18 protein-coding genes and 1 pseudogene are annotated in these 24,339 nt (G+C 67.5%); 8 read left to right on the forward strand and 11 right to left on the reverse strand.

Features of this window, described 5'->3' with window-relative positions:
- The 3 genes from AC5P9N_RS04670 to AC5P9N_RS04680 form a co-directional block, all read right to left on the reverse strand.
- A complete protein-coding gene (locus AC5P9N_RS04670) occupies positions 1–477 on the reverse strand; it encodes a TadE/TadG family type IV pilus assembly protein (protein ID WP_005413739.1) in 477 nt (158 codons plus the stop codon).
- Positions 474–1,019, reverse strand: coding sequence for an A24 family peptidase (locus tag AC5P9N_RS04675; protein ID WP_099484276.1), 546 nt, complete (start codon positions 1,017–1,019; stop codon positions 474–476). The genes AC5P9N_RS04670 and AC5P9N_RS04675 overlap by 4 nt, the downstream gene beginning before the upstream one ends.
- A gap of 89 nt (positions 1,020–1,108) precedes the next feature.
- Positions 1,109–1,309, reverse strand: coding sequence for a Flp family type IVb pilin (locus AC5P9N_RS04680; RefSeq protein WP_005409991.1), 201 nt, complete (start codon positions 1,307–1,309; stop codon positions 1,109–1,111).
- Between the two features lie 694 nt (positions 1,310–2,003).
- On the opposite strand from AC5P9N_RS04680, the gene AC5P9N_RS04685 reads away from it, so the two are divergent.
- The 4 genes from AC5P9N_RS04685 to AC5P9N_RS04700 all read left to right on the forward strand — a co-directional run bounded on the left by AC5P9N_RS04685 (position 2,004) and on the right by AC5P9N_RS04700 (position 9,981).
- Positions 2,004–2,984 (forward strand): AraC family transcriptional regulator, encoded by a 981-nt coding sequence (locus AC5P9N_RS04685; RefSeq protein WP_005409990.1) that lies wholly within the window; start codon positions 2,004–2,006, stop codon positions 2,982–2,984.
- Positions 2,985–3,219: 235 nt separating this feature from the next.
- A complete protein-coding gene (locus AC5P9N_RS04690; RefSeq protein WP_099484275.1) occupies positions 3,220–8,670 on the forward strand; it encodes an ESPR-type extended signal peptide-containing protein in 5,451 nt (1,816 codons plus the stop codon).
- 62 nt (positions 8,671–8,732) lie between these two features.
- The gene (locus AC5P9N_RS04695) at positions 8,733–9,569 is read left to right on the forward strand and encodes an OmpA family protein (protein WP_005409988.1); all 837 of its coding nucleotides are present in this window, start codon (positions 8,733–8,735) and stop codon (positions 9,567–9,569) included.
- Between the two features lie 121 nt (positions 9,570–9,690).
- Positions 9,691–9,981, forward strand: coding sequence for a DUF6959 family protein (locus AC5P9N_RS04700; protein WP_019659952.1), 291 nt, complete (start codon positions 9,691–9,693; stop codon positions 9,979–9,981).
- Between the two features lie 80 nt (positions 9,982–10,061).
- Here AC5P9N_RS04700 and AC5P9N_RS04705 read toward each other — a convergent pair whose 3' ends face one another.
- Positions 10,062–10,889 (reverse strand): class I SAM-dependent methyltransferase, encoded by an 828-nt coding sequence (locus tag AC5P9N_RS04705; RefSeq protein ID WP_049430205.1) that lies wholly within the window; start codon positions 10,887–10,889, stop codon positions 10,062–10,064.
- Between the two features lie 63 nt (positions 10,890–10,952).
- On the opposite strand from AC5P9N_RS04705, the gene AC5P9N_RS04710 reads away from it, so the two are divergent.
- Complete coding sequence (locus AC5P9N_RS04710; RefSeq protein WP_043035273.1) at positions 10,953–11,360, forward strand: MerR family transcriptional regulator; 408 nt, start codon at positions 10,953–10,955, stop codon at positions 11,358–11,360.
- Between the two features lie 70 nt (positions 11,361–11,430).
- On the opposite strand, the gene AC5P9N_RS04715 is transcribed toward AC5P9N_RS04710, so the two are convergent.
- The 3 genes from AC5P9N_RS04715 to AC5P9N_RS04725 all read right to left on the reverse strand — a co-directional run bounded on the left by AC5P9N_RS04715 (position 11,431) and on the right by AC5P9N_RS04725 (position 16,191).
- Positions 11,431–12,147: an MgtC/SapB family protein gene (locus AC5P9N_RS04715; RefSeq protein ID WP_005409984.1), complete on the reverse strand. Its 717-nt coding sequence runs from the start codon at positions 12,145–12,147 to the stop codon at positions 11,431–11,433.
- A 127-nt stretch (positions 12,148–12,274) separates the two neighbouring features.
- Entirely contained in the window at positions 12,275–14,047 is a 1,773-nt protein-coding gene (locus tag AC5P9N_RS04720) for a chloride channel protein (RefSeq protein ID WP_239498903.1), read from the reverse strand.
- A 62-nt stretch (positions 14,048–14,109) separates the two neighbouring features.
- A complete protein-coding gene (locus tag AC5P9N_RS04725) occupies positions 14,110–16,191 on the reverse strand; it encodes a TonB-dependent receptor family protein (protein WP_099484274.1) in 2,082 nt (693 codons plus the stop codon).
- Between the two features lie 131 nt (positions 16,192–16,322).
- On the opposite strand from AC5P9N_RS04725, the gene AC5P9N_RS04730 reads away from it, so the two are divergent.
- A complete protein-coding gene (locus AC5P9N_RS04730) occupies positions 16,323–17,243 on the forward strand; it encodes a M14 family metallopeptidase (RefSeq protein ID WP_099484273.1) in 921 nt (306 codons plus the stop codon).
- A 664-nt stretch (positions 17,244–17,907) separates the two neighbouring features.
- Here the strand turns inward: AC5P9N_RS04730 and AC5P9N_RS04735 are convergent.
- On the reverse strand, positions 17,908–18,759 hold the full coding sequence (locus AC5P9N_RS04735) for a LysR family transcriptional regulator (protein ID WP_060380116.1): 852 nt from the start codon (positions 18,757–18,759) through the stop codon (positions 17,908–17,910).
- Positions 18,760–18,919: 160 nt separating this feature from the next.
- Here AC5P9N_RS04735 and AC5P9N_RS04740 point away from each other — a divergent pair, with 160 nt between their 5' ends.
- Complete coding sequence (locus AC5P9N_RS04740) at positions 18,920–19,273, forward strand: SMR family transporter (RefSeq protein ID WP_005409979.1); 354 nt, start codon at positions 18,920–18,922, stop codon at positions 19,271–19,273.
- Entirely contained in the window at positions 19,273–19,596 is a 324-nt protein-coding gene (locus AC5P9N_RS04745) for a DMT family transporter (protein ID WP_099484271.1), read from the forward strand. The genes AC5P9N_RS04740 and AC5P9N_RS04745 overlap by 1 nt, the downstream gene beginning before the upstream one ends.
- Before the next feature lie 140 nt (positions 19,597–19,736).
- Here AC5P9N_RS04745 and AC5P9N_RS04750 read toward each other — a convergent pair whose 3' ends face one another.
- The 3 genes and pseudogenes from AC5P9N_RS04750 to AC5P9N_RS04760 form a co-directional block, all read right to left on the reverse strand.
- Positions 19,737–22,685, reverse strand: coding sequence for a TonB-dependent receptor (locus tag AC5P9N_RS04750; protein WP_099484270.1), 2,949 nt, complete (start codon positions 22,683–22,685; stop codon positions 19,737–19,739).
- Between the two features lie 69 nt (positions 22,686–22,754).
- Positions 22,755–23,700 (reverse strand): annotated as a pseudogene (locus AC5P9N_RS04755) (FecR family protein).
- On the reverse strand, positions 23,697–24,215 hold the full coding sequence (locus AC5P9N_RS04760) for a sigma-70 family RNA polymerase sigma factor (protein ID WP_099484269.1): 519 nt from the start codon (positions 24,213–24,215) through the stop codon (positions 23,697–23,699). Before AC5P9N_RS04760 ends, AC5P9N_RS04755 begins: the two are co-directional and overlap by 4 nt.
- Positions 24,216–24,339 lie beyond the last annotated feature (124 nt).

Below are 24,339 nucleotides of genomic sequence, written 5' to 3' on the forward strand. Positions count from 1 at the left end.
TCAGTTGCCGCTGCCGAGGTCGAGCTGGGCGACCGCGACACTACGGATGGGAGCCTGCATCACCCACTTGTAAAGCGTGGCGGTGCCCGGCAGGAAGGGATGGCTGGCGTAGTCATAGCTGACCGTCACTGTCATGCACTGGGCAGTGGCCAGGCCGGCGCAGGGTGCCTGCGCGGAGACCACGATGGCGTTGCTGCCGCCATTGCTGCAGTCGACACCCTGTCCAGAGAATTTCAACAGCCACTGCATCGAACTGCGGGCTGCGACGCAGGCTGCGGTACGCCGTTCATTGGCGCTGCCATAGCGCAATGAAGCGCGAGCGCCCTCGGCCGAGGCCGTTGCCAATGTCTGTTGCGCGGCCATGATCATCACGCCGGAGAACGTGAACAGCAGCAATGGCAGCAGGCCCAGCATCAGCATCAGGGCAAATTCGATGCTGGCCACGCCGCGTTGACGCCGTGGATTGCGGATGTTCATGCCACACCTCCATAGACGCTTGCCAGGACCCAGCCGATGCCGGTGATGGCCAGGTAGGCTGCGTAGGGAATGCCATGTCGTCCCTGGCGCGCGGCCTGCATGTCGCGCAGGGCGGGGTGCGATTGCCATTGGCTGCTGGCGCGGTTGACCTGCATCTGAAGGCCTGTGGGCAGCATCACGCCCAGGCGGCGGCCAACAATGATCACCGCCGCGTGCAGGCCGGCCGCGAGACTGGCCACCATCCAGATCGGCAGCAGGGCTTTCCAGCCCAGCATCAGCCCCAATACCGCGAAGAACTTGACGTCACCGGCGCCCATCCAGCGGATGGCATAGAACGGCAGCAAGGCCACCAGGCCGAGCGCCGCGCCCGCTGCGTGGGCAAGCCACGGCTGGCGCGGCGTGCTGAACTGCCCCGCGATGATCAATGCGACGGCAATGATGGACGCAGACAACAGCCAGGCATTGGGCACCCGGCGGGCATACAGATCGCTGATCGCGATCCGCAGGCATACGCCGATGGACAATAGTCCCAGCAACGTCATCGCACACTCCGTCGTCCGTCATTGGACAGTCTGCAGTTGCCACCGGGCACATCCCAGCACCGCTGCAGGGATGTGCGATGCACGCAGGCTCAGCCGCCGGTCGCAGGTGCCGACCCGGAGGCCTTGGTGGCGAGTTCGGAGAGGTTCTTGAACAGCGTCTCGAAGAACCCCTTGATCTCCTTGTTGCCGACCGCGATCAGGATGCCGGCGATGACGGCGGCTAGCAGCCCGTACTCGAGCGCGGTGACGCCATCTTCTTCCTTCAGGAACTTGCGGATGGATGCGTTCATGGCCTTGTCTCCCTCTACTTGTTGTCTGCAGATGCAGGACACCTGTTGGGCGGTGGCCCGGCTCCGCCGGGATCGTCCGTGGGCCCCGCACATCCTGGCGGGGTGGCATGACGGGAATGACCCGCCGTGCTCATTCCTGGTGATCTGCCCCGGGGGAAATGCCGGCCGCAACGTCGCAACCACGCGGCGATGCGCCGGCGGTCGAACTGTTCTGCGATACGGTCGTGGTCATACGCTCCCCCAGGTGTGGTCGTTTTTGAAGCGACCGGATCACCGTGTCGTCGACTTTGCCTGAATGGCGGTTGGCTGCAACTGGAACCTATATGCAAATTCGGCAGAAACGCGGCAGCCATTAAACTTTCAGGTTGTTTCTGTGACGCGTATCCGTTCGCTGGCAAAACGATTCATCGACGTGCAGATATTGTGATGGCGCAAATGGTGCATGCGAATATCGTGCCACTGGCGACGACATTTTCTTCATCTCTGTATCTATTTTCTTCAATGCGGAGTTCGGGTTTACCTTCGATGATTATCGGGCATACTCGCTCTCACGTTGCTGCTTTCAACCGGGTTGGTCGCGCGGCACCGGCCGCGGCCATCCCGGCAATGGCGAAGGTTCCTGGAGGAATGGTGTGGCCCTGTCAGGCAGTGGGGGCCGCAGCGAGTTGCGGATCAACGGGGGGACGACACTGTCATGGTCGATGGTGGGGTAGAAGACAGCGACGACAGCGGCCTGCGATCGATCGATCTGGCGACGCTGGGCGGCGTACTTCGCGTGTGCGATGTCGAACTGCTGCTGCTCGATGGCAACGGGCCGCGGGCGGCCTTCGCTTCGCGCGTGCATGAGGAAGCCCTGTTCTGCAGCATCAGTTGCGGTTTCCACTGCCGTGGCCGCTTCATGCTGCCACCCGACTGGGCGATGCTGGGGTATCTGCACGCCACCGATGAAACACTGAGCTGGTGCCACGGGGTGCCGCTTGCACCGGGGATGGCGCTGACGGTGATGCCCGAAGGCATCAGCGAGTTTACGCTCAGCCCCGGTACGCACATGACCCTGATGCTGGTGCCGGTCGCACGGGTGCAACGCAAGTTGACCGAACTCAGCCTGCGCAGCACACCGCCCGCGGGCCAGGCACTTTCACTGTTCAATCTGGCGAACGATTCGGCGCCACTCGCCCATCATTATCAGCAGCTGCATCTTCAGCTCGGCCAGGGCGCTGGCCTGCAGCCGCAGGAAACCGAACGATTGCTGCACGAGCACGTGCAGGCCCTGCTCGGTGCAGGCGCCGCCGATCGCCCCGGCTGCAGCCGCGCCCGGCGCACGCATTATCTGATCGCGCAGCGGGCGGAGAACTTCATGCGGCTCAACCTGCGCCGCAATATCTACATGAACGAGATATGCGACGCGGCGGGTGTCAGCGAACGCGGCCTGCGCTATGCCTTCGAGGATCTGTTCGGAACTTCGCCCAACCGTTATCTGTCGATGCTGCGCCTGTGCGCTGCCTGCCGCAGCCTGTCCATGGCCGATTCCAGCCGCCGTTCGGTGAAGGCGATCGCCCTCAGCTGTGGCCTATGGGACCTCTCCCGCTTTGCCGACAACTACCGCAAGGTTTTCGGCGAGCTGCCGCGCGATACGCTGATGCGTGCTCCCGCGCAGATCGGCCAGCCGGCCTGAATCAAGCGCCGCAAGGGTTTCGGGGTGGTTTCTGCCGGAATTGCCCATGCGCTTGCCGATATCGTTGCCGCTTCTGCATAGCCCGCTGCCGATTCCGGCCGTGGATTTGCCGGAATGCGCGATTGCCGTGCCGGAATGAAGTGCGCAGCCACCGTTGCAAACGCTGAAATGTCAGTCACCTGCCTAACGGCAAGTCCACTGACATTCAAGTTGTTCGCCTACGGGGGAAGTGCTCATGAATCGCATCTACCGGCGTGTATGGAACCGCCAGCTCAATGCTCTGGTTGTGGCCTCGGAACTGGCCACCGGCGACAGCGGCGGCAGTGCCGCGCGGGATCCGCGCGCCTTCCTGCTGATGCCCACCACGCTCGCCCTGGCCCTGCTGTGCGTGATGGCCAGTGGCCACGCGGGAGCATCCGAATCCAATCAGTCGCTGCGTGATCTGCAGGCTCTTGCAGCCAAGTACACCCAGCCAATGCCAGTCAAGGTCGATGCCGAGGTAGCCCTCGCGGCTGCCGCAAGCCAGGCCCACAGCAGCCCGGCGATCAGCGCGGATGCGCGTGTCGGCCTGCAGTTGAGCACCGCGTCGCTGCCGGTGGTGCGTGACGTGCTGCCGGCCTCCGTGCAGGTCAAGCTGGCCGCGAACACGGCGCCGAAGCAGGTCGCCGTGCCAAGGCTTGCCGCTGATGTCCGAGCGAATGCCAACATCGGTCTTGGCGGCGCGCAGGTGGCATCAATCGATACCGGTGCAAAGGCGGCCGCCGGCATCAGCGGCGCGCCGACGGGCGCACTGCGGGGTCTGAAGGCTTCTGTGGATGGGGCGCTGGATTCGAAGCTGAAGGTGGCAGGCCACCAGATCGACGCCCAGGGCCAGGTAAAGGCGACGGCGGCGATTACGCTGCCCGCCAAGGAGGAACTGCCGGGAGAAACCCACGATCGCGCGATCACCGCAGCATTCGATGCTGGTGCTGCCGGCAAGGTGCGCGTGCAGGCGCCGAATGGCCAGGAAGTGGTTGCCGATCGCAATCTGAAACTGGCCGGCCAGGCAACGGTTGCGGCGCAGAACAGCGCACTGGGTGTCGGTGGGCTGGTGGGTAGTGCGGTCGGCGCCGCAGGCAATGCCGTCGGTGGTGCGCTCAACGGCACCGTCGGTACGGTCGGCAGCGCGGTCGGTGGTGCCCTCAATGGCACGGTCGGCAGCGTGGGCGGCGCCGTAGGCGGCACGCTCAACAACACGGTGGGCGCCGTGGGTGGCGCACTGAATGGCACCGTAGGCAGCGTCGGTGGTACGGTCGGTGGTGCCCTCAATGGCACGGTCGGCAGCGTCGGCAGTGCCGTGGGCGGCGCGCTCAACAACACCGTGGGCGCCGTTGGCGGCGCACTGAACGGCACCGTAGGCACCGTCGGTGGTGCGGTCGGCGGCGCCCTGAATGGTACGGTCGGCAGCGTCGGCGGTGCCGTGGGCGGCACGCTCAACAACACCGTGGGCGCCGTAGGCGGTGCACTGAACGGCGCCGTAGGCAGCGTCGGTGGTACGGTCGGTGGTGCCCTGAATGGCACGGTTGGCAGCGTGGGCGGCGCCGTAGGCGGCACGCTCAACAACACCGTGGGCGTCGTTGGCGGCGCACTGAACGGAGCCGTGGGCAGCGTGGGTGGCGCAGTCGGCGGAGCCCTGAATGGCACGGTCGGCAGCGTCGGCGGTGCCGTGGGCGGCACGCTCAACAACACTGTAGGCGCGGTGGGTGGCGCACTGAATGGCGCCGTAGGCAGCGTCGGTGGTGCGGTCGGCGGAGCCCTGAATGGCACTGTCGGCAGCGTCGGCGGTGCCGTGGGCGGCGCGCTCAACAACACCGTGGGCGCCGTTGGCGGCGCACTGAACGGCACCGTAGGCAGCGTCGGTGGCACGGTCGGTGGTGCCCTCAATGGCACCGTCGGCAGCGTGGGTGGCGCAGTCGGCGGCACGGTTGGCAGCGTCGGCACTGCGGTCGGCGGCACGCTCAACAACACCGTCGGTTCCGTCGGCGGTCTGCTCAATGGCGCCACCGGCTCCGGCACTGGCCTGGGTGGCCTGCTGGGCAACACGCTCGGCAACGTCGGCAGTGCCGTGGGCAACCTGCTCAACGGCAACCTCAATGGCACCCTCGGCAATCTGGGCAGCGCGGTCGGCGGCCTGGTCGGCGGCACGCTCGGCGGCCTCGGCCTGACCAAGCCCTCGGCGATCCCGCCCACCAGCCCGAAGGCGCCGGCTCCGGCCGATCCGAACGCGGGCCTGATCATCGGCACCGGCGGCCTGGTCGGCAATGTCGGGCAGCTGATCGGCCCGACCACCACCAGCCTGTTCGGTGGTGATGGCTACCTGAGCAACGGCAACCTCAAGCTCAGCAATGCCAACGTGATGCAGACCTACTCGACGGTCAATGTGCTGGGCCTGCCCGTGGTCAACCTGTCGCCGGTCGGCAGCACCCTCAACGGGCTGGGCGGTGCCGCTACCGGTGGCAGCTCGCACCTGACCCTGATCGGTGGCGTCACCTCCGACAGCTACATCTACAACATCAACAACGGCAATCCGGGTGGCCTGCTGGGCCTGCTGCTGCCGAAGGACTCGCCGGCGTGGGCCGCCAAGTGCCTGGACGTCGCCTTGGCTGACATCTCGTGCTGGGCCGTGAACGCCGCGCAGGACTACCAGGTGCTGATGGGCGATGGCGCCTTCGCCAACGGTTCGAAGGAAGTGGTGATCGGTGCCAATGCACGGCACGAATTGCCGAAGGTCGATGCCAACGTCGCCTTCCCGGGTGATGGGGTCAACGACCCGAGCAATCCGACCGGTGTGCCGACCGCCGACTACGCTGCGCGCATGGGCCATTCGGTGATCGTCGGCGACAGTGCCGTCGGTACCGCAAACGGGCAGACCCTGCTCGGTGCTGAAGCCACCTCCAACCAGGCCAACTCGGTCGCACTGGGCTACCGCTCGGCCGCACTGCGCGGCGCGCAGGCCAGCTACAGTGCTTACGGCCTGACTGCTCCGCAGGTTTCGGCGGGCGAAGTGTCGGTGGGCACCGCCGGTGGTGGCGAGCGCCAGATCACCAACGTGGCTGCCGGTAGCGTCAACACCGATGCGGTCAACGTAGCCCAGCTGAAGGGCGCGATCAGCCTGATCAACGGCGTGGCCGATGCCGCCGTCACCTACGACCTGGATGCTGGCGGCAATCCGAACTATCGCCGTGTCACGCTCGGGGCGGGCACCGGCACCACCACCATCGGCAACCTCGCCGGCGGCGCAGTCACTGCCGGCAGTCTGGAAGCGGTCAATGGCGGCCAGCTGGCGGCGACCAATGCTGCCATCGCCAGCTTCTTCGGCGGCCGCGCGGCCTTCGATCCGGCCAGCGGCGCGTTCACTGCACCGCTGTTCGAGATCAGCACCATCTCCACCGGCGGCGCCATCGCCAAGGGCCTGTATGAGAACGCCACCGATGCTTTCGCCGCGGTCGACGGCTCGCTGGTCAATCTCAACACGCAGATCACCGATATCCGCAACGGTGGCACCAAGTACCTGCGGGTGAACTCGACCGGTACCGAGGCGCTGGCCACCGGCGCCGACTCGATCGCGGTCGGTACCAACGCCCGCGCCACCGCCGCCAACAGTATCGCGGTGGGTGCCGGCAGCCTGGCCGACCGTGCCAACAGCGTGTCCATCGGTGCGGCCGGTGCCGAACGCCAGGTCACCAACATGGCCGCCGGTACCGCCGCGACCGATGCGGTCAACCTGGGCCAGCTGCAGGCGTCGGAGCAGGGCGCCCTGCGCTATGACCTCAACGGCGACGGCAGCGTCAACTACGCCAGTGCCACGCTGGGCCAGAGCGGCACCGCCACCACGCTGCGCAACCTGGGCCCGGGCCAGGTCAGCGCCACCAGCAGCGAGGCCATCAACGGTGCCCAGCTGTTTGCGGCCAACCAGGCCGTTGCCACCCACCTCGGAGGTGGCGCGGCGGTCAACGCCAGCGGCGTGCTGACCGCACCGACCTACTCGATCAACAACGTGGCCGCCAACGGCACGATTACCAAGGGCAACTACAACGACGTCGGTACCGCCTTCGACGCGGTCAGCAATTCGCTGGCCAACGTTGCCGACCAGACCGGCGAGATCGACAAGCTGGCCGTGAAGTACGACATCGACGGCAGCGGCAACGTGCTCAACAGCGTGACGCTGACGGGCACCGGTACCGGCACGGTGAAGATCACCAACGTCGCCGCCGGCAGCATCCTGGCCGGCAGCAGCGATGCCATCACCGGCGACCAGCTGTTCAGCACCCACAGCACCATCGCCAACTACTTCGGTGGCACCACCGCGTACAACGGCACCACCAACGTGTGGACCGCGCCGAAGTTCAGCATCTCCAGCATCGCCACCGATGGCACTTTCACCAGCGGCGACTACAACAATGTCACCGCCGCCTTCACTGCGGTGGACGGCTCGCTGAAGGTCCTCAACCAGCGCATCACCAACGGCGGCGGTGGCAGTGCCTACCTGGCGGTGAACTCGACGGCAGCGGCCGCAACGGCGGCCGGGGCGGAGGCGGTGGCGGTCGGCCCGCAGGCCAGTGCGGCCGGTGCCAACAGCGTGGCGGTCGGCAACGGCGCCAGCGCCAGTGCCGGCAACAGCGTGGCACTGGGTGCAGGTTCGGTGGCCAGCGTCGGTGCGCAGAGCGGCTACACCGGTGCCTACGGCCAGACCGGCGCCAGCAACTCGGCCGGTGAGGTCTCGGTCGGCAATACTGGCAGCGAGCGCAAGATCACCCATGTCGCCGACGGTTCCGATACGTACGACGCAACCAATGTCGGCCAGCTGAAGAACGGCGTGAACTACGCCATCGACGAATCGAAGAAGTACACCGACCAGAAGATCCAGAACATCACCAACGTGGCCGGCAGCTTCCGCGCCAACAACACCAACAACCTGGCCGACCCGTCCGCCAGCGGTGCCAACTCGGCCGCCGGTGGTGCAGGCTCAACCGCAGCCGGCGCCAACTCGACCGCGCTGGGCAATGGTTCGCAGGCGCAGGCCGACAACTCGGTGGCGCTGGGTGCGGGTTCGGTGGCGAACCGGGCCAACACGGTCTCGGTGGGTGCCGCTGGTGCCGAACGCCAGGTGGTCAACGTGGCCGACGGTTCGCAGGCCACCGATGCGGTCAACGTACGCCAGCTGCAGGCCTCGCAGCAGGGCACGATCCGCTACGACACCACGGTGAACGGTGCGACCAACTACAACAGCGTCACCCTGGGCAGCACCAGCAGCGGCCCGACCACGGTGCGCAACGTCGCCGCCGGCACCGCCGGTACCGACGCGGTCAACGTGGACCAGCTGAAGTCGGGCATGGCGCAGACCCTGGATTGGTCGAAGGCGTACACCGACGAGCGCATGGGCGGCTTCGAGCGCGACCTGCGCAAGACCGACAACCGCGCGTCGGCCGGTATCGCGTCGGCGATGGCCACCGCAGCGCTGCCGCAGCCCAGCGAAGCGGGCCGCAGCATGGCCTCGGTCGCCGCTGGCAGCTACAACGGCGAGTCCGGCGTGGCGATCGGTATCTCCGGTGTCTCTGAAGGTGGTCGCTGGATCTACAAGTTCAGCGGCTCCACCAACAGCCGTGGCGAGGCCGGTGTGGCCGTCGGTGCCGGCATCCAGTGGTGATCCCCGCGGCCGGGCCGCACGCGCGGCCCGGCATCGCGGAAACGTCCAAAGGGGGGAATGACATGAAACAGCATCGCATCGCCCGCACCGGCCAGATGGCCGCAGTGCTTGGCCTGGTCCTGGGGATGGGCCTGCTGGCCGCCTGCCGCAGCCATGCGCCGGCCGCCGACCGTCCTGCCGACACCACCGCCGTGCAGTTCCCGGAGGCGTCGAAGGCTTCGTTGAAGGAGGGCATCTATCCCGACGTCGCCGACCTGCGCAGATTCGCGCCGGGCATGAGCAAGCGGCAGCTGTATACCTTGCTGGGCACGCCGCACTTCAACGAAGGCATGTGGGGCGTGCGCGAGTGGAACTACCTGTTCAACTTCCGCACCGCGCAGGGCGCGGAGTATTTCACCTGCCAGTTCCAGGTGCGCTTCGACAGCAAGGGCATCGCCCAGGGGGGCTACTGGAAGCCGGAATCGTGCGCGGCGGTGATCGAACCGCCACGGCCACCGGCGCCGCCTGCACCGGCACCGCTGCCGGAGCAACCCCTGCGGCTGTCGGCCGACGCGCTGTTCGGATTCGACAGCGCGGTACTCAGCGCCGAAGGCCAGCAGGCGGTGCAGGGCATCCTGGCGCAGGTGCGCGAGGCTGCGCAGGTGCAGTCGATCCGGGTGACCGGGTACACCGACCGTATCGGCAGTGCCAGCTACAACCAGACCCTGTCGCAGCGACGTGCCGAGGCCGTACGCAGCGCGCTGGTGCAGGGCGGGGTGCCTGCGGCCAGCATCAGCGCCGAAGGGCGGGGCGCAGCCGAGCCGATCGTGCAGTGCGAGCAGCGCAATCGGCGCGAGCTGATCGCCTGCCTGGCGCCGAACCGTCGCGTGCAGATCGCTGGGATCGCCCAACCGCGCTGAGAGTCCCGCACCGGGGCCATGCCCCGGTATCCCGAGTCCCCCCTGACCGTCGGCAGGACGTGGTTACGTCTCCCCCGTTGACCACGCCTGCCGGCGGCTCAGGTTTCCCATGGTGCACGCGATGAACGCTCAATTCCTGCCTCTTTCCATGAAGACGGAAACCACACTCAGCGTGTACGGCCAGCTCGGCAACCATGCCGTGGTACGCATTCCCGGGCGGCGCCTGCCGGGGCTGATCCTGCAGGCAGACACCGTGGCCGGGTTCCTGGCCCAGCTGCAGGAAGCCCAGGCCTGCCTGCGCAGTGGCCGCGCACAGCGTACCGACGCCGAGCTGGACATGCTGATCGACGTGCTGCAGCAGTGGTATGCGCTGATCGAATCGCGCCTGGCCGACGCCGGCGAGGCGCTGTAGGGAAAAAGGGGACGGAGGGGATTAAGTCGTTTCCGGCACGCTCGGGGCAAGAGCGACTTAATCCCCTCCGTCCCCTTTTCCTAGGCGCGGGCGCGGACCAGCCAGCAGGCGGCATCCACGCGTACGCGGTCGCCCTCGATGAACGGGGTGAATGCCGCTACCGCCTTGTTCCGGAGCGAGGTGGCCCGGTCTTCGGGCAGATTGCGCAGTGCCAGGCCCAACGGGCCCAGCTGGCCGACATAGGTCGGCAGGTCTTCGCGGGCGAGCGAGCAGGGCAGGTCTACCGCAACAACCTCCACGTCATTCCAGCCGGCGGCCTGCAGCAGGTGCTGCACACGCTCGCCATCGGCAAAGGCGAACTGGCCCGGTGCGCCGGGCGCGCGTGGGGGTAGATCGAGTTCATCGCCAATGGCGCGTTCGGCCGTTGTCATGAACGGGTTCTCCGCTGCGCTGCGCCAGGCGATGAAACGCAGGCCGGCACCCGGTCGCGCGGCACGGTGCAGGTTGGCGAAGGCGGCCTCGGTATCTTCGAAGAACATCACGCCCAACCGAGATTGGATCCAGTCGAAGTGCGCGGTGGGCAACGGATGCTGCTGTGCGTCGGCGACGATGAAGTCTGCGTCCAGTCCTGCCGCCTCGGCGCGTTGACGGGCCAGCGCCAGCATCGGCGCGGAGATGTCCAGGCCGGTGCAGTGCGCCGACGGGCGTGCGGCGGCTGATGCCAGCAGGCTGGCACCGGTCCCGCAGCCTACATCCAGCAGTTGCGTGACGGTGTCGGGCAGTTCGTCGACCAGCAGGTCGGCCAGGGGTTGGAACAGGCCGTCGAGGATGGCCTGCTGCGCAACCCAGATCTGACCGCCGGGGCCGTTCCACAGCGCGTTCTGATCAACGGGGGATGTACTGGTCATGGTCTTGCCTTGCGGGGAAGTCGCCCATAGGTTGGCGCTTGAAGGTCACTTGAGGTCAAGCCCGTGCGTGAACTGGATATCGGCGAGGTGGTCAAGCGCAGTGGCGTGCCGGCCTCGACCCTGCGCTACTACGAACAGCTTGGGCTGCTGCAGGCACTGGGCCGTCGCGGCCTGCGCCGGCAGTACGACGAGCGCGTGCTGGAACGGCTGGCGCTGATCGGTCTTGGCCAGGCGGCCGGGTTGTCGCTGCAGCAGATCGGGTTGTCGCTGCCGCCGCAGGATGGATGTATCTCGCTGGACCGTGAGGCGCTGCTGGCACAGGCCGATGTGCTGCAGCGGCAGATCGCCCAGCTGCAGCGGGTGCGCCGGCACCTGCAGCGCGCGGCGGCCTGCCCGGAAGCGCAGGACGCGCGGCAGTGCGGTTCATTCCGCAAGCTGCTGCGCGCACAGCAGCGCATGGCGGGCGGGTGAGAGAGCATCCACGCATGGCGTGGATCTACTTCACCACGACCTCGGTAGATCCACGCCATGCGTGGATGAATCAATCGCGGGTGCTGACTTCCCAGGTGGCGTGCAGCACGCCCGGCACGTGCTCCATCCGCGCCAGCACCACATCCAGCTCATCGGCACTCACGGCGGTACTGACCAGTACCGCGATCACATCGGTGGGCGCATCGGCATGCTCGACGACCTGCACGTCGCCGACCGGATACTGCGCAGCCTCCAGCGCATCGACGAGACGCTCGCGCACGCGCGGCACGGCTTCGGCATCCACGCTCAGGCGCACTTCGTAGGTGGCTTCGGTGGCGGCCTCGTTGATCGGGATACGGTTGATCGCATTCACCAGCGGCCGCAGCAGGGTGTTGCCGGCGATGATCAGCACGGTCAGCAGCACGCCTTCGGCCAGCATGTCCGCGCCGGTGCAGCTGCCCACCGCCGCCGAGCACCACAGGGTGGCGGCGGTGTTCAGGCCGCGCACGTTCATGCCTTCCTTCATGATCACGCCGGCACCTAGGAAGCCGACGCCGGAGACCACGTAGGAGATCACCCGCACCGCCTCGGCGCTGCCGGCGATGCGCATGCCCAGGTCGACGAAGGCCGCGGCGCCGACGGCGACCAGCACGTTGGTGCGCAGGCCGGCGGTGCGTTGCCGGTACTGGCGCTCGGCGCCGATCAGCGTGCCCAGCACGAAGGCGGCCAGCAGGCTCACCACGGTGTCGGCGAAGGGACCGGCCTGGAAGGTCTCAATGAAGCGCATGGCCGGAGTCTACCCGGTCGAGGTGACAGTAGAGCCACGCCATGCGTGGATTTCCAGCGGTCCACGCCACGCGTGGTTAGTCAGGTGCCAGAAACGACTTAATCCCCTCCGTCCCCTTTTTGCGGGATCAGTCGGTGTCCTCGACGCGCTCGCCCATCAGTTCGCGCTGGCGCTTGTCCAGTTCCTCGGCGTAGCGCTTGCGTACGAAGGCTTCAGAGACCACGCCCAGCACCTGGCCGTCGGCGGTGACCACGGCCAGTTCGTCGGCCTGGGTCTGGTCGAAGCGCTGCATCACGCTGACCACGTCCGCGGCTGGCGACAGCGACACATCACGGTTCTCGGCCAGCTCGCCAATCGTGGTTTCCGGCTTCACGCCGTCGCCGTAGACGCGCGGAATCTGCACGATGCCGGCGTAGTGGCCTTCGCTGTCGATCAGGATCACCCGGCTGCCCGAACCCAGCGGGAAGCGCTGGCGGAACGCGGCGGCATCGAGATCGGCCGGCGCGGTGGCCACGCCCTTGCGCATCAGCCGGCCGGCGTTGAGGTTCTGCACCCAGCCGACGTCGCGGGCGCTCTTGATGGTCTCGCCGCGCAGGTGCATGCGCCAGGTCGAGAACGAGTAGCCGAACCACTGCCGTACCAGCGTGCTGGACACCAGCACCGCGCTCATCACCACGCTGGTCAGCAGGAAGTCGTGGGTGCCTTCCAGCACCAGCATGGCCATGGTCATGGGCGCGCCGACCACCGCCGCGGCCAACGCTGCCATGCCGGCCAGCGCGGCGGACGTGGCGTCGACCACCGGCACGCCGGTGGCCATCGCCAGCAGGCCGGCGAACAGGGCGCCGACCAGGGTGCCCATGAACAGCGAGGCGAAGAACAGGCCGCCACGGAAACCAAACCCGAGAGAGATGCCGGAGGCCAGGCACTTCAGGGTCAGCAGGCCGCCGATCCAGATCAACGGCAGGTGGGTAGTCAGGTCCAGGTGCAGCGCGCCATGGCCGGACGAGAGCACCTGCGGGCTGGCCAGGGCCAGCGGGATCAGCAGCAGGCCGCCCACCACCGGGCGACCCCACAGCGGCAATGGACTGCGCTTGACCGTGCCTTCGATCGAAGCGATCAGGCGCATGATGACAATGCCGACCATCGCGCAGCAGCAGCCGAGCAGGCCGTAGATGGCGTAGTCGGCGGCGCGCACGTCGATGGTAGAGGCAGCGGGCAGCAGGTAGGCCTCGATGCCAGCCTGGTCGGCCACGAACGCACCGGCCAGCGCGGCGACGGCCACCGGTGCCAGTGCGGCCGGGGTGTAGGCGCCAATGACGATTTCGAAGGCATAGAACGCACCAGCCAATGGCGCACCGAAGGCGGCGGCGATGGCACCGGCGGCACCGGCACCGACCAGGATGCGCACGTCGTTGCGACGCAGGCGCATCACCCGGCACAGCTGCGAGCCGCTGCCGGCACCCATCTGCGTATACGAAGCCTCCAACCCGACCGAGGCGCCGCAGCCATTGGACAGCAGGGTCTGGGTCAGCACGATCAGATTGTCGCGCATCGACATGCGGCCGCCATGCAGGGCATTGGCTTCCACCGCATCGAGCAGGGGGCGCTTAAGCCGCGTCGCGGCCAGGCTGACCAGGCCGACCAGCAGGCCGCCCAGTGGCAGCACCAGCAGCGCGGTCCAGGTCAGCGAGGGCAGGGAGCTCAGGCGCATGCCTTCATCCAGCCCATACAGCGTGCCCTGCAACCAGCGCGCGATGCCCGACTGCAGCAGGGTCAGGTAGCCGGCGATCAGGCCGACCAGCAGCGCGAGTGCGATGAACCACAGATCACTGCCACGCAGTCGCAGGCGCAGGCCCTGGAAGGCCAGATGCAGGCGCGATGGCAAAGCAGACGGTGACATGGTGGCGGCATGATACGCCGCCACCGTGATCGCCACCGTCACTGCATCGGGCGATTACCGCTTCAGAAGCGGTAGCGGCCCTGCACGTAGAAGGTACGCGGCGCGGCCACCATGCGGCCGGCGTTGCCATCGACGTTGCGGGTGTACCAGCGCTTGTCGGCCAGGTTGTTCACGCCCAGCGCGATCTCGCTGTCACCCAGTCCCGGCACCTGCCAGGCCACCTGCGCGTTCCACAGGCGAACACCCGGCACGCGGCCCACGCGCGCATCGGCGCTCTCGGCCCAGGTGTTGGCGGCGTCGGCGTACTGGCCGCTCTGGTGGGTGCTGGAGACATTGAAGGTCCAGCCGGCCAGTGCGTAGCGGGCGCCGACGCTGTCGGTGTCGCGCGCGTAGAAGGGCACGTCCAGGCCACGGTTGTCGCCGGACTGCTGGATCGCCTTGGTCCAGGTGTAGTTGGCGTACAGCTCCAGCCCGGCCAGCGCACTGTCCTCGGCGAAGCGGTATTCCAGTGCGCTCTCCACACCCTTGTGATCGGTGGCGCCGATGTTCTGGAAAGTCGGCGGAGTGATCCCCGGCACCTGCAGGATCTGGTTGTCGAAGCGCATCTTGAACACGGTTACTTCCGCGCGCAGTGCACCGTCCTGCCAGCGCGCACCGAGTTCGGTGGTCTTTGCAACTTCCGGGTTCAGCGGATTGCTGGCGGTCTGCGAATTCAGCTGGATGTTCTGCACCGGCCCGAACGAGGTGGTGTAGTTGCCGAACACGGTCAGCTGCGGGGTCAGCAGGTAGGCGATGTTGAGAGAGGGCAGGGCCTTGTCGTTGCGGCTGCTGAAGGTCGCCGTGCCACCGGCCTGGCGGCGGTCCATGTCGATCCATTCCATGCGCACGCCCGGGGTGATCCGCCACTGGCCGATCGCAATGCGGTCGTCGATGTAGAATGCGTGGGCGTCGGTGGCGTTGTCGAAGCGGTTGGTGGCGCTGGCCACGCCGGTGCGGCGGGTGACGACGTAGCTGCGGTCGTTGCCACGTTCGCGCAGGAAGCGGTAGCCGGCGGTGATGTCGTGCACGCTGGCGCCCCAGTGCAGGCGCTGGGTGTAGCGCGGCTCGATGCCGAGTACGCGGTAGTCACGCGGCTGCACGGTCAGCTGGGTGTTGGCGGCGTTGATCAGCGAGCTGGCGCGGCTGCTTTCGTTGTAATAGGCCAGCACCTCGAACTCGCTGTTGGCCGACAGCGTGTTGGTGTAGCCCAGGTCGATGCCGGTGCGGTGGCCCTTCCAGAAATCGGTGGGGCGGGTGTTCTGGAACGGATCGGCCTCGTACTGGGCGCGGGTCAGGCCGCCCGGGGTCAGCGAACGCACATCGTAGTAGGACAGTTTGGCGCGCAGTTCCTGCTGTTCGTCGATGGCATAGGCGAACTTCAGCGCGAGGTCGTTGAAGCGGTCATCGCTGCCCTGGCGCCAGCCACGCCCGTCCTGGCCGGAGTAGAGCAGCGCCGCGCCGAGGCCGTTGCCGCCGGTGCCGCCGAGGAGGGCGTTGTACTGGGTGCTGTCACCGCCGCCATGGTCGTAGGCGCTGTAGCGCACACCCGCTTCGCCGTGCAGGCCCGCGCCGGTCGGAATGGCGCGGGTGCTGAAGTTGATGATGCCGCCCACGTTCTGTGGGCCGTAGCGCACCGCGCCGCCGCCGCGCACCACGTCGATCGATTCGATGTTGGACAGGCTGGTCGGTGCGAACGACAGCTGTGGCTGGCCATACGGCGCCACCGCCAGCGGCACGCCGTCCAGCAGTACGGTCGAGCGTGGCGAGTAGCGCCCGGTCAGGCCGCGCACGCCGATGTTCAGCGAGACCGAGCTGCCGGCCGTGCCGGAGTTGTCGGTGACCTGCACGCCGGGGATGCGGCGCATGGCATCGCCGATGCTGGCTGCGCCACTGGCCTCGATGCGCTGGCGGTCGACCACCGTGCGCGCGCCGGCGAAGCTCTTCACGCTGTCATGCAGGCCGGTGCCCAGCCAGCTGCCGGAAACCCGGATGCTGTCCAGCGTGGTGGCGCCGTCCTGGGCGAAGGCGCGGGTGGCCGGGAGCAGGCACAGGGCGAGGGCGGCAGCCAGGGGCAGGCGGGCCGGTTGCAGGGCGTGGTTGGGCATCGGTGCGGGTTATGGAAGGTCGTAAATGAGAATTATTGCTGATTCCATTCGCTATTGGAATGCGCCTCCGGTTCATGCCGATGTCCCGGTGGTAGAGTGGGCGATTGCTTCCTGACCCGCTGAGATCCGCCATGTCCCAAGCTGCTTTCTACCCCGTCGGAACCCCTGGCCAGCCGTGGGGAGCGGCGGAGCGGGAGGCGTGGCGTGGCCGCCAGCAGCGCCTGCGTCGCTATGACGAAGAGGTGCTGCCGCGCATCGAGGCGTTGGCTTCGCGCTTTGACAAGGTGGCCTACGGCCAGCTCGACTACGCGGGCGAGACCTACACCTTGTTCGCCCTGCGCAGCCGCGACTGGAACCCGGCGCTGCCGGCTGCCCTGGTCACCGGTGGCGTGCACGGCTATGAGACCAGCGGCGTGATGGGCGCGCTGGAGTTCCTCGAAAAGCACGCCGCCGACTATGCCGGCAAGGCCAACCTGCTGGTGACGCCGTGCGTGAATCCGTGGGGCTTCGAGCGCATCAACCGCTGGAACTTCGATGCGATCGACCCGAACCGCAACTTCCGCGCCGACGGCCCGGCCCGCGAATCGACCGCCGTCATCGAACTGATCGCGCCGTACAAGGGCCAGTTCGTGCTGCACATCGACCTGCACGAAACCACAGACAGCGACGAGAGCGAGTTCCGCCCGGCGCTGGCCGCGCGTGACGGCAAGCCGTTCGAGCCGGGCCTGATTCCCGATGGCTTCTATCTGGTGGATGACAGCGAGGCCCCGCAGGCGGCGTTCCAGCAGGCGGTGATCGCCGCGGTGGAGAAGGTCACCCACATCGCGCCGGCTGACGACAAGGGCGAGATCATCGGTTCGCCGGTGGTGGCCCATGGCGTGATCGAGTACCCGCTGGTGAAGCTGGGCCTGTGCGCCGGCATTACCGGTGCGAAGTACACCACCACCACCGAGGTCTACCCGGACAGCCCACGGGCGACCCCGCAGCAGTGCAACGACGCGCAGGTGGCAGCGGTGTGCTCGGCGCTGGATTACGCGCTCGCCGATCGTTGATCGGTAGTGCCGGCCGCTGGCCGGCAACCACGGGACACTGGGATTGCCGGCCAGCGCCCGGCACTACCTCACCTCATCCAAGTGCGTCGGCCCACCACAGTGCGGCCGGTCCGGGCGGCGTGTCGCGACGCCACAGCAGTGCAACGACGCACAGGTGGCGGCGGTGTGCTCGGCGCTGGACTACGCGCTCGCCCATCATTGATCGGTAGTGCCGGCCGCTGGCCGGCAACCACGGGACACTGGGATTGCCGGCCAGCGGCCGGCACTACCTCATCCCAGTGCGTCGGCCCGCCACAGTGCGGCCGGTCCCGGCGGCATGTCGCGACGCCACAGCAGTGCAACGACGCGCAGGTGGCGGCAGTGTGCTCGGCGCTGGATTACGCGCTCGCCCATGGTTGATCGGTAGTGCCGGCCGCTGGCCGGCAACCACGGGACACTGGGATTGCCGGCCAGTGGCCGGCACTACCTCATCCCAGCGCGTCGGCCCACCACAGTGCGGCCGGTCCGGGCGGCGTGTCGCGGCGCCACAGCAGTGCAACGACGCACAGGTGGCGGCGGTGTGCTCGGCGCTGGATTACGCGCTCGCCCATCGTTGATCGGCAGTGCCGGCCGCTGGCCGGCAACCACGGGACACTGGGATTGCCGGCCAGCGGCCGGCACTACCTCATCCAAGCGCGTCGGCCCACCACAGTGCGGCCGGTCCGGGAGGCGTGTCGCGGCGCCACAGCAGGTCGCTGTGGATGCGCCGCGGCCACCCGGGCAGGTTCAGTTCCACCAGTTGCCCGCGGTCGTAGCGTTGCACCAGCGCGCGGGGCAGCTCGGCCCAGCCGATGCCGTCCTCGGCCATCTCCATCACCATCAGGTAGTCGGTGGCGGTCCAGGCCAGGCCGGTGACCACGCGCGATTGATCGACTTCCGCGCTCAGGCGCACCTGCCGATGCCGCGCCAGCTGAGCGGCGGCGCGACGCCCGGCGCTGGCCAGCGGATGGTCGCGCGCCACGTACACCGACAGTTCGCTGTGGTGGGCCAGCGGCCGGGCCATCAGGCCATCTGGATAGTGTTCCTGTCGTGGCAGCAGGCCCAGTGCGGCGCGGCCGCTTCCGACCAGCTCCAGCACGTCCTCACCCTCCGCATCCAGCCATTCCAGTTCGATCTCCGGGAACGCCTCGGAGAAGCGCTGCAGGATCCGCTGTTCGGGATCGAGCTGATAGACATCGGAGAACACCACGGTCAGTCGCGCTTCGACCGGTGCGGCCAGGCGCACGCTCAACTGTTGCAGGCGCGCATCGGCAGCCAGGATCTCCTGCGCGTGCCCCAGCACCTGGCGCCCGGCCTCGGTCAGCTGCGGGTAGCGCCCGCTGCGATCGAACAGACTCACGCCCAGGTCGGTTTCCAGGTGGGCAATGGCGGTACTGACTGTCGACTGGGTCTTGCGCAGGCGTCGCGCCGCAGCCGAGAACGAGCCCAGCGCCGCGGCTTCCACGAAGGCCTGCAGGGATTCAGGGGAGTAGGGCATTGATCCATCGCTCCTGTCGATGGAATCCATTTTGATTCCACCGTAAAAGGCGATGATACTGGCCGCCGTCGCCCCTGTCTGCGGGGCGTTCCGGACCCTCCACGCTCGGCGTGGATCCATTGATGAGGCGGCGTGGTCCCCGCCCTGCAAGGAGCTTCACATGTCCCGTACTGTTCCCGCCCGTGGCGCGCTGGTCGCCTGGGCCTGCCTGACCGTGGCGATCGTCGCCGAAGTGGTCGGCACCTCGTTCATGGCCCACGCCGCCCGCGATGGCGGCTGGACCGGCTATCTGGTCATGGCCGGCGCGCTGGCGCTGTCCTACTTCTTCCTGGCGCAGTCGGTGCGCCGCATCGCGGTGGGCGTGGCCTACGCGGTATGGGAAGGCCTGGGCCTGACCCTGCTGACCGTGGTCGGCCTCACCGTCTTCGGTGAAAGCCTGTCGCTGCAGCAGCTGGCCGGCCTGGTGCTGGCGGTGGTCGGCATCGTCTGCGTCACTCTCGGGGAGGCACACTGATGAACACCCTGGCCCTGTTTTTCGTGATCTGTTCGGCGCTGATCGACGTCGCCGCCAACATGATGGTGGCCAAGTCGGAGGGCTTCCGCCGCTGGCGCTGGGGCGTTGGAGCGATCGTCATGGTCTGGATTGCCTTTGCCCTGCTGGGCCAGGCTGTGTGCTACATGGACCTGGCCACCGCCTATGCAATGTGGGGGGCGATCGGCGTGATCGGTACCGCCACCTGCGGCCGCCTGCTGTTCGGCAATCGCCTGCGTCCGATCGGTTGGGTCGGCATCGCATTGGTGACCGTCTCGGTACTGCTGCTGAGTACCGCGAAGTAACGCGTCGCCGTGCCAACCAAGGCTGGCATCTACCGGTGCGGAAGCGCTGTGCCAACCCAGGTTGGCACCTGCCAGAGCGTGAGCCGCCGCAGGCAAGCGCCCCGAAGGATCTCTCCGGGGCGTTGCTGTTTCTGCAGCAGTTAGAACCGTGCGGTGAAGTTCAGCCGCGTGGTGCGGCCCGGGCCCGGCATCAGGCTCATCGCCAGCGTGTCCATGTAATAGACGTTGCGCAGGTTGCTGACCACCAGTTCCACTTCGGCCTTCGGGGTGAACTGCCAGCGCGCATAGAAGTCATAGATCGCGGTCGGCAGGTAGATGTTCTGCAGGCCGGTGGAGCCGGTGGTGTTCCAGGGCTTGTCCAGTTCATGGGTGGGGCCGCTGTTGTAGGTGCGGCGGATGCCGGTATCCAGTCGCTTATCGAACAGGCGGACGCCCAGCGTGCTGTGGATCGAGTACTTCGGCGGGTTCTGCGCGTTGACGAACGAGGTGCCGAAGCCGCCGTCCACGCAGTCCGGTGTGGTGTCCAGCTTGCTCCACTTCGCATACGGGTCTTCGCGCATGCGCTTGGCAGTGGCCGCATCGCAGGTGCGCGCGCGCTGGTAATAGCTGGCCGACAGGTCCAGGTAGGCGATGCCGGCGTCATAGCCGGACTGCAGCTCGTAGCCCGACACCGTGTAGTTGTCGACATTGTCGACGTAGAAGGCCCAGTTGCTGGAATCGAAGCGGCGGGTGATGGCGTTGTCGATATCGTTCTTGAACCAGGCCACCTTGAACGCCAGCCGGTCACCGTCACGCCACAGGTCCTGCTTGAGCAGGCTGAAGCCGATGTCCCAGGAACGGTTCTTCTCCGGCTTCAGGTCGGCCACCGGGGCCGAGGTGCTGTTGCCCAACGTCGATTCGAACAGACTGGGCATCTTCCAGCCCTGCGCGTACTTCACGTAGAAGAACATGTCCGCGTCGAGGTTGAAGCGGGCCTCGGCATAGGGTGCGAAGCCGTGGCCCGAGCGCCGGATCGCCGGCTTGTAGCCCCAGGCGGTGGGAATCTGCTTGGTGTAGAAGCCATTGGCACCACGCGGATCGCGGATGAATCCGTCGAAATCGTAGCTCTGGCCCAGCGTGCTGTCGCCGTACGGCGTGGCCCGCAGCGAGTCGTAGGTGTAGTTGCCCTGTGCATCCGGGTACCACTCCTTGTACCAGCCTGGCAGCAGCTGGCCGCCCTTGCTCAGGCGCGCGAAGGTATAGCGCAGGTCGCGCGATTCACTGACGAAGGCCACGCGGTTGCGGTCGCGGGTGCGGTAGTCGATGAAGCGGCCGCCGGCCGTCAGCGACAGCCAGTCCCACGGCTGCCATTGCAACGACGCCACCACGCTGGCCTCGCGGCGCGTGCCCGATCGCAGGTAACGGTTGTTGTTGTAGTCCACCGGCAGTACCGGCGAGTTGGGTGCGGTGTCTTCATGCTGGAAGGACGCGCCATAGCGCAGCGTCCAGTCGCCCAGATCATTGCTGAAACGCGTGGTGTTGCTGCTGTCCAGGCCCCAACGCCGGGTCTTCACGTCCGACTGCAGCCCAGGGCCGTAGGTCTCGCCCAGCGTGTCGGGCATCTGGTCGTTGGGCACGTCCTTGAACAGCGGCGTGTTGGCGATATTGCTGTTGAACATGCGGCTGGTGGCCGTGGTGAACCACAGCGTGCTGTTCAGGTCCAGCCACGGGTGCGCCTCGGGGCGGTAACGATGGCGCAGCGAAGTGGCGTTGACCCGCATCTTCCCGGGCTCGAACTGGTACATGGTGTTGGCCTTGTCCACGTAGGTCACCCATTCGTTGGACTCACCCACGCGGCCGATCGCCGACGGCATGATTTCGCCGAAGCTGGAGTTGAAGAAGCGGTGGCTCAGCTCTAGGCGCTGGTCCGGGTTGGGCGTCCAGGTGAACTTCAGCAACGCCGATTCGTTGTCAGTGTGGGTATTCAGGACTTCATCGCCCGGGTGGTACAGCTTGGAAACGGCCTGGCTGGACATGCCGGTACCGCCGCTGGACAGGTGCTGGTCGTCGTAGCGGTGGGCGCCGTTGCTGCCGGCGAAGTAGTTGCCCTGGCGGCGCCGTGCGTAGGCTGCGACAAGCTGCCAGTCTTCGCCGCGCTCGGCGAAGGCCACGCTGCCGTTCCAGTCGCGCGGGTCGCGCAGGCTGTTGTGGTTGTCGCTGCCACGCGCGATCTGCTTGAAGGTACGGGTGCGGTCGATGCTGTTGTCGGCCACGCCGCCACGCACGCGCAGGCCCCAGTCCTGGCCGTCGTCGAGGATGTCCTCGGCCTTCAGCGTTTCCATGTAGACCACGCCACCGATCGCGCTGGCGGCATTGGCGGCCAGGCTCGGCCCTTTCTCGATGCTGATCGCGCTGATCAGGTCCGGGTCCAGGTAGCTGCGCTGCTGCACGCCGGCATAGCCGCGGTACACGTCGATGGCCTGCTGGCCACCATCAATGATCACCGGCACCCGGTTCTGGCCCTGCAGGCCGCGGATGTTGACGTCCAGCGCGCCGCCATTGCGTACGTCTCCGATGTGCACGCCGACTGCGCCGGCCAGTACATCGCCGATCGACTGGCCGCGGAAGCGTTCCAGCTGCTGGTGGTCCAGGTGCACGCGCGAGCCGCTGTCACGGTAGACAGCATCGGCATCGGCAAGCCCCCACGGCGAAGCACCTTCGCTGGCCTGGCCGGCCACGCGCAGGGTGCCGATCTGGCGTACGCCGGCGTCGGTGGCCGGGGCGGCCTGCAGCACCACGCCGCTGGCATCACGCTGGAACGAAAGGCCGGTGCCGGTGAGCAGCTGTGCCAGCGCGGCCTCGGTGTTGAGCGAGGCCTGCACGCCACCGCTGTGCCGGCCGCGGGTCAGGCGCGCATCGGCAGCGATGGACAGGCCGGACTGCTGACCGAACGCGGTCAAGGCCTGGTCAAGCGGACCGGCCGGGATCTGCCAGCGAACGGCGGAGGCAGCATTCTGTGCGTGGGCGGCGGCCGGCAACAGGCACGGCGTGGCCAGGGCCAGGCACAGCGCGATGGCAAGCGGGCGAGGGGAAGGGCAGGGTAGTTTCATGGGGGCGGCGACATCCGCAATGGGTTCCCTTGTAGTGCCCGCCGAGCGCGCAGAAAGGGAACCGCGATTTCAACGCGGACGCACAACGGTCCACCATGGCCAGCGCTGCTCGATGCGGATCGGCAGGGCGCGCGCCAGCAGTTTCAGGGCCTGCAGGCTGTCCAGGCGCGGCAATACCGCGGTGACATTCAATGCGGACAGTGCCGGATCACAGCCCAGATAGCCCCGATGGTGACGGGCCAGTTCGTCGATCACCCGGATCAGTTGCGTGTCCTGCACCTGCAGGCGTCCGTCCTGCCAGTCGCCGCGCAGAGGATCGGCAGCGACCGTTGTGAGCCCCCCCCATCGGTCCGATCTGCAGCGCACTTCCCGCAGGCACATCCAGCGCCGCGCCGAACATCGGCAGGCACCGCACCACGCCTTCGAACACGTCCAAGCGGCTGTGCTGGGCTTCGCGGCCGACCGCGAAGCGGGTGCCGATCGGCTGCAGGCGCGCGCCGGGTACATGCACGCTCAGGGGCAACCCGGTGAATGCTGGGTGGTGGCCGGTCTGCAGCAGCAGTTCGCCGCGCAGCAGATGCAGGGCGCGGTTGCCGTTGCCGATGTCGACGGTCACTTCGCTACCGGCGTTGAGCCACAACTGGCTGCCATCGGCCAGCGTCCAATGACCGGTGCGCCCGGCAGCAGTGCGTTGCGTCTGCAGGTGGCGCTGCGCCTGCAGCCCGTGCAGGCCGAGAAGCGAGACCGCACCGATGCCGAGCGCGCCGCCGAGACTGCGAAGTGCGCGGCGGCGGCGATGGCCGGCGGCATCGAGCGCCGTTGCTGCTGCCGGTGCCGACAGCGGGGCGAACGACTGCCAGACCGCCTCGACCCGGCGCCAGGCGTCGGCGTGACCGGCGTCGGCCTGCAGCCACGCACGCCAGTGTTGCTGGTCGTCGTCGCTCCAGCCCTGTTGGCGCAGCGCGAACCACTCTGCCGCCTGCTCCAGCGCCGGGCCGGCCACTGCCGTGCTCATGCCGCCGCGTCGCCGGACAGGCGCAGGCAATACAGCATCGCCTGCGCCATGTACTTCTTGACCATGCGCTCGGACACGCCCAGCTGTTGGCCGATCTCCGCATAGCCCAGTCCGGACAGCCGGGCCAGCAGGAAGGCACGCCGTGGCCGCTCGGCCAGGCCGGACAGCATGTCAGCGATGGCATGCAGCAGCTGCAGCGCCTGCGTACGCTCCTCCGCAGAGGGATGCACCGGCTCCGGTTGTGCGGCCAGCGCGGTCAGATAGGCGCGCTCCAGGTCCGCGCGCTGCCAGTGGTTGACCAGCAGCGCGTGCGCGATGGTGCTGAGATAGGCGCGCGGCAGGCGCAGTTCGGACGGATCGACGCGCCGGCTGAGCAGGCGCAGGAAGGTGTCCTGGGTCAGATCGGCGGCGCAGTCGGCGTTGTGGGTGCGGCGGCGCAGCCAGCCCAGCAGCCAGCCATGGTGTTCGCGGTAGAACCCCGCCAGCGCGGTGCTGGAGGCGGCGGGCACGGCCATCGGCATGGGTCATTAATGAGAATGATTCCCATTATAAGGTGATCGGGCGGCGCACGACAAATCCTGCGCATGCCGCAGCAGGAGAGATCGCTGGATTTGCGATGCCCGGCGTGCTCGCCGACAC

This window comes from Stenotrophomonas sp. YJH_SMC_6, assembly GCF_059371335.1.

What these genes read in the sequence shown, in the direction of transcription:
- AC5P9N_RS04670 (WP_005413739.1), bottom strand. Translation starts at nt 477, where the DNA reads ATGAACATCCGCAATCCACGGCGTCAACGCGGCGTGGCCAGCATCGAA.
- AC5P9N_RS04675 (WP_099484276.1), bottom strand. Translation starts at nt 1,019, where the DNA reads ATGACGTTGCTGGGACTATTGTCCATCGGCGTATGCCTGCGGATCGCG.
- AC5P9N_RS04680 (WP_005409991.1), bottom strand. Translation starts at nt 1,309, where the DNA reads ATGAACGCATCCATCCGCAAGTTCCTGAAGGAAGAAGATGGCGTCACC.
- AC5P9N_RS04685 (WP_005409990.1), top strand. Translation starts at nt 2,004, where the DNA reads ATGGTCGATGGTGGGGTAGAAGACAGCGACGACAGCGGCCTGCGATCG.
- AC5P9N_RS04690 (WP_099484275.1), top strand. Translation starts at nt 3,220, where the DNA reads ATGAATCGCATCTACCGGCGTGTATGGAACCGCCAGCTCAATGCTCTG.
- AC5P9N_RS04695 (WP_005409988.1), top strand. Translation starts at nt 8,733, where the DNA reads ATGAAACAGCATCGCATCGCCCGCACCGGCCAGATGGCCGCAGTGCTT.
- AC5P9N_RS04700 (WP_019659952.1), top strand. Translation starts at nt 9,691, where the DNA reads ATGAACGCTCAATTCCTGCCTCTTTCCATGAAGACGGAAACCACACTC.
- AC5P9N_RS04705 (WP_049430205.1), bottom strand. Translation starts at nt 10,889, where the DNA reads ATGACCAGTACATCCCCCGTTGATCAGAACGCGCTGTGGAACGGCCCC.
- AC5P9N_RS04715 (WP_005409984.1), bottom strand. Translation starts at nt 12,147, where the DNA reads ATGCGCTTCATTGAGACCTTCCAGGCCGGTCCCTTCGCCGACACCGTG.
- AC5P9N_RS04720 (WP_239498903.1), bottom strand. Translation starts at nt 14,047, where the DNA reads ATGTCACCGTCTGCTTTGCCATCGCGCCTGCATCTGGCCTTCCAGGGC.
- AC5P9N_RS04725 (WP_099484274.1), bottom strand. Translation starts at nt 16,191, where the DNA reads ATGCCCAACCACGCCCTGCAACCGGCCCGCCTGCCCCTGGCTGCCGCC.
- AC5P9N_RS04730 (WP_099484273.1), top strand. Translation starts at nt 16,323, where the DNA reads ATGTCCCAAGCTGCTTTCTACCCCGTCGGAACCCCTGGCCAGCCGTGG.
- AC5P9N_RS04735 (WP_060380116.1), bottom strand. Translation starts at nt 18,759, where the DNA reads ATGCCCTACTCCCCTGAATCCCTGCAGGCCTTCGTGGAAGCCGCGGCG.
- AC5P9N_RS04740 (WP_005409979.1), top strand. Translation starts at nt 18,920, where the DNA reads ATGTCCCGTACTGTTCCCGCCCGTGGCGCGCTGGTCGCCTGGGCCTGC.
- AC5P9N_RS04745 (WP_099484271.1), top strand. Translation starts at nt 19,273, where the DNA reads ATGAACACCCTGGCCCTGTTTTTCGTGATCTGTTCGGCGCTGATCGAC.
- AC5P9N_RS04750 (WP_099484270.1), bottom strand. Translation starts at nt 22,685, where the DNA reads ATGAAACTACCCTGCCCTTCCCCTCGCCCGCTTGCCATCGCGCTGTGC.
- AC5P9N_RS04760 (WP_099484269.1), bottom strand. Translation starts at nt 24,215, where the DNA reads ATGGCCGTGCCCGCCGCCTCCAGCACCGCGCTGGCGGGGTTCTACCGC.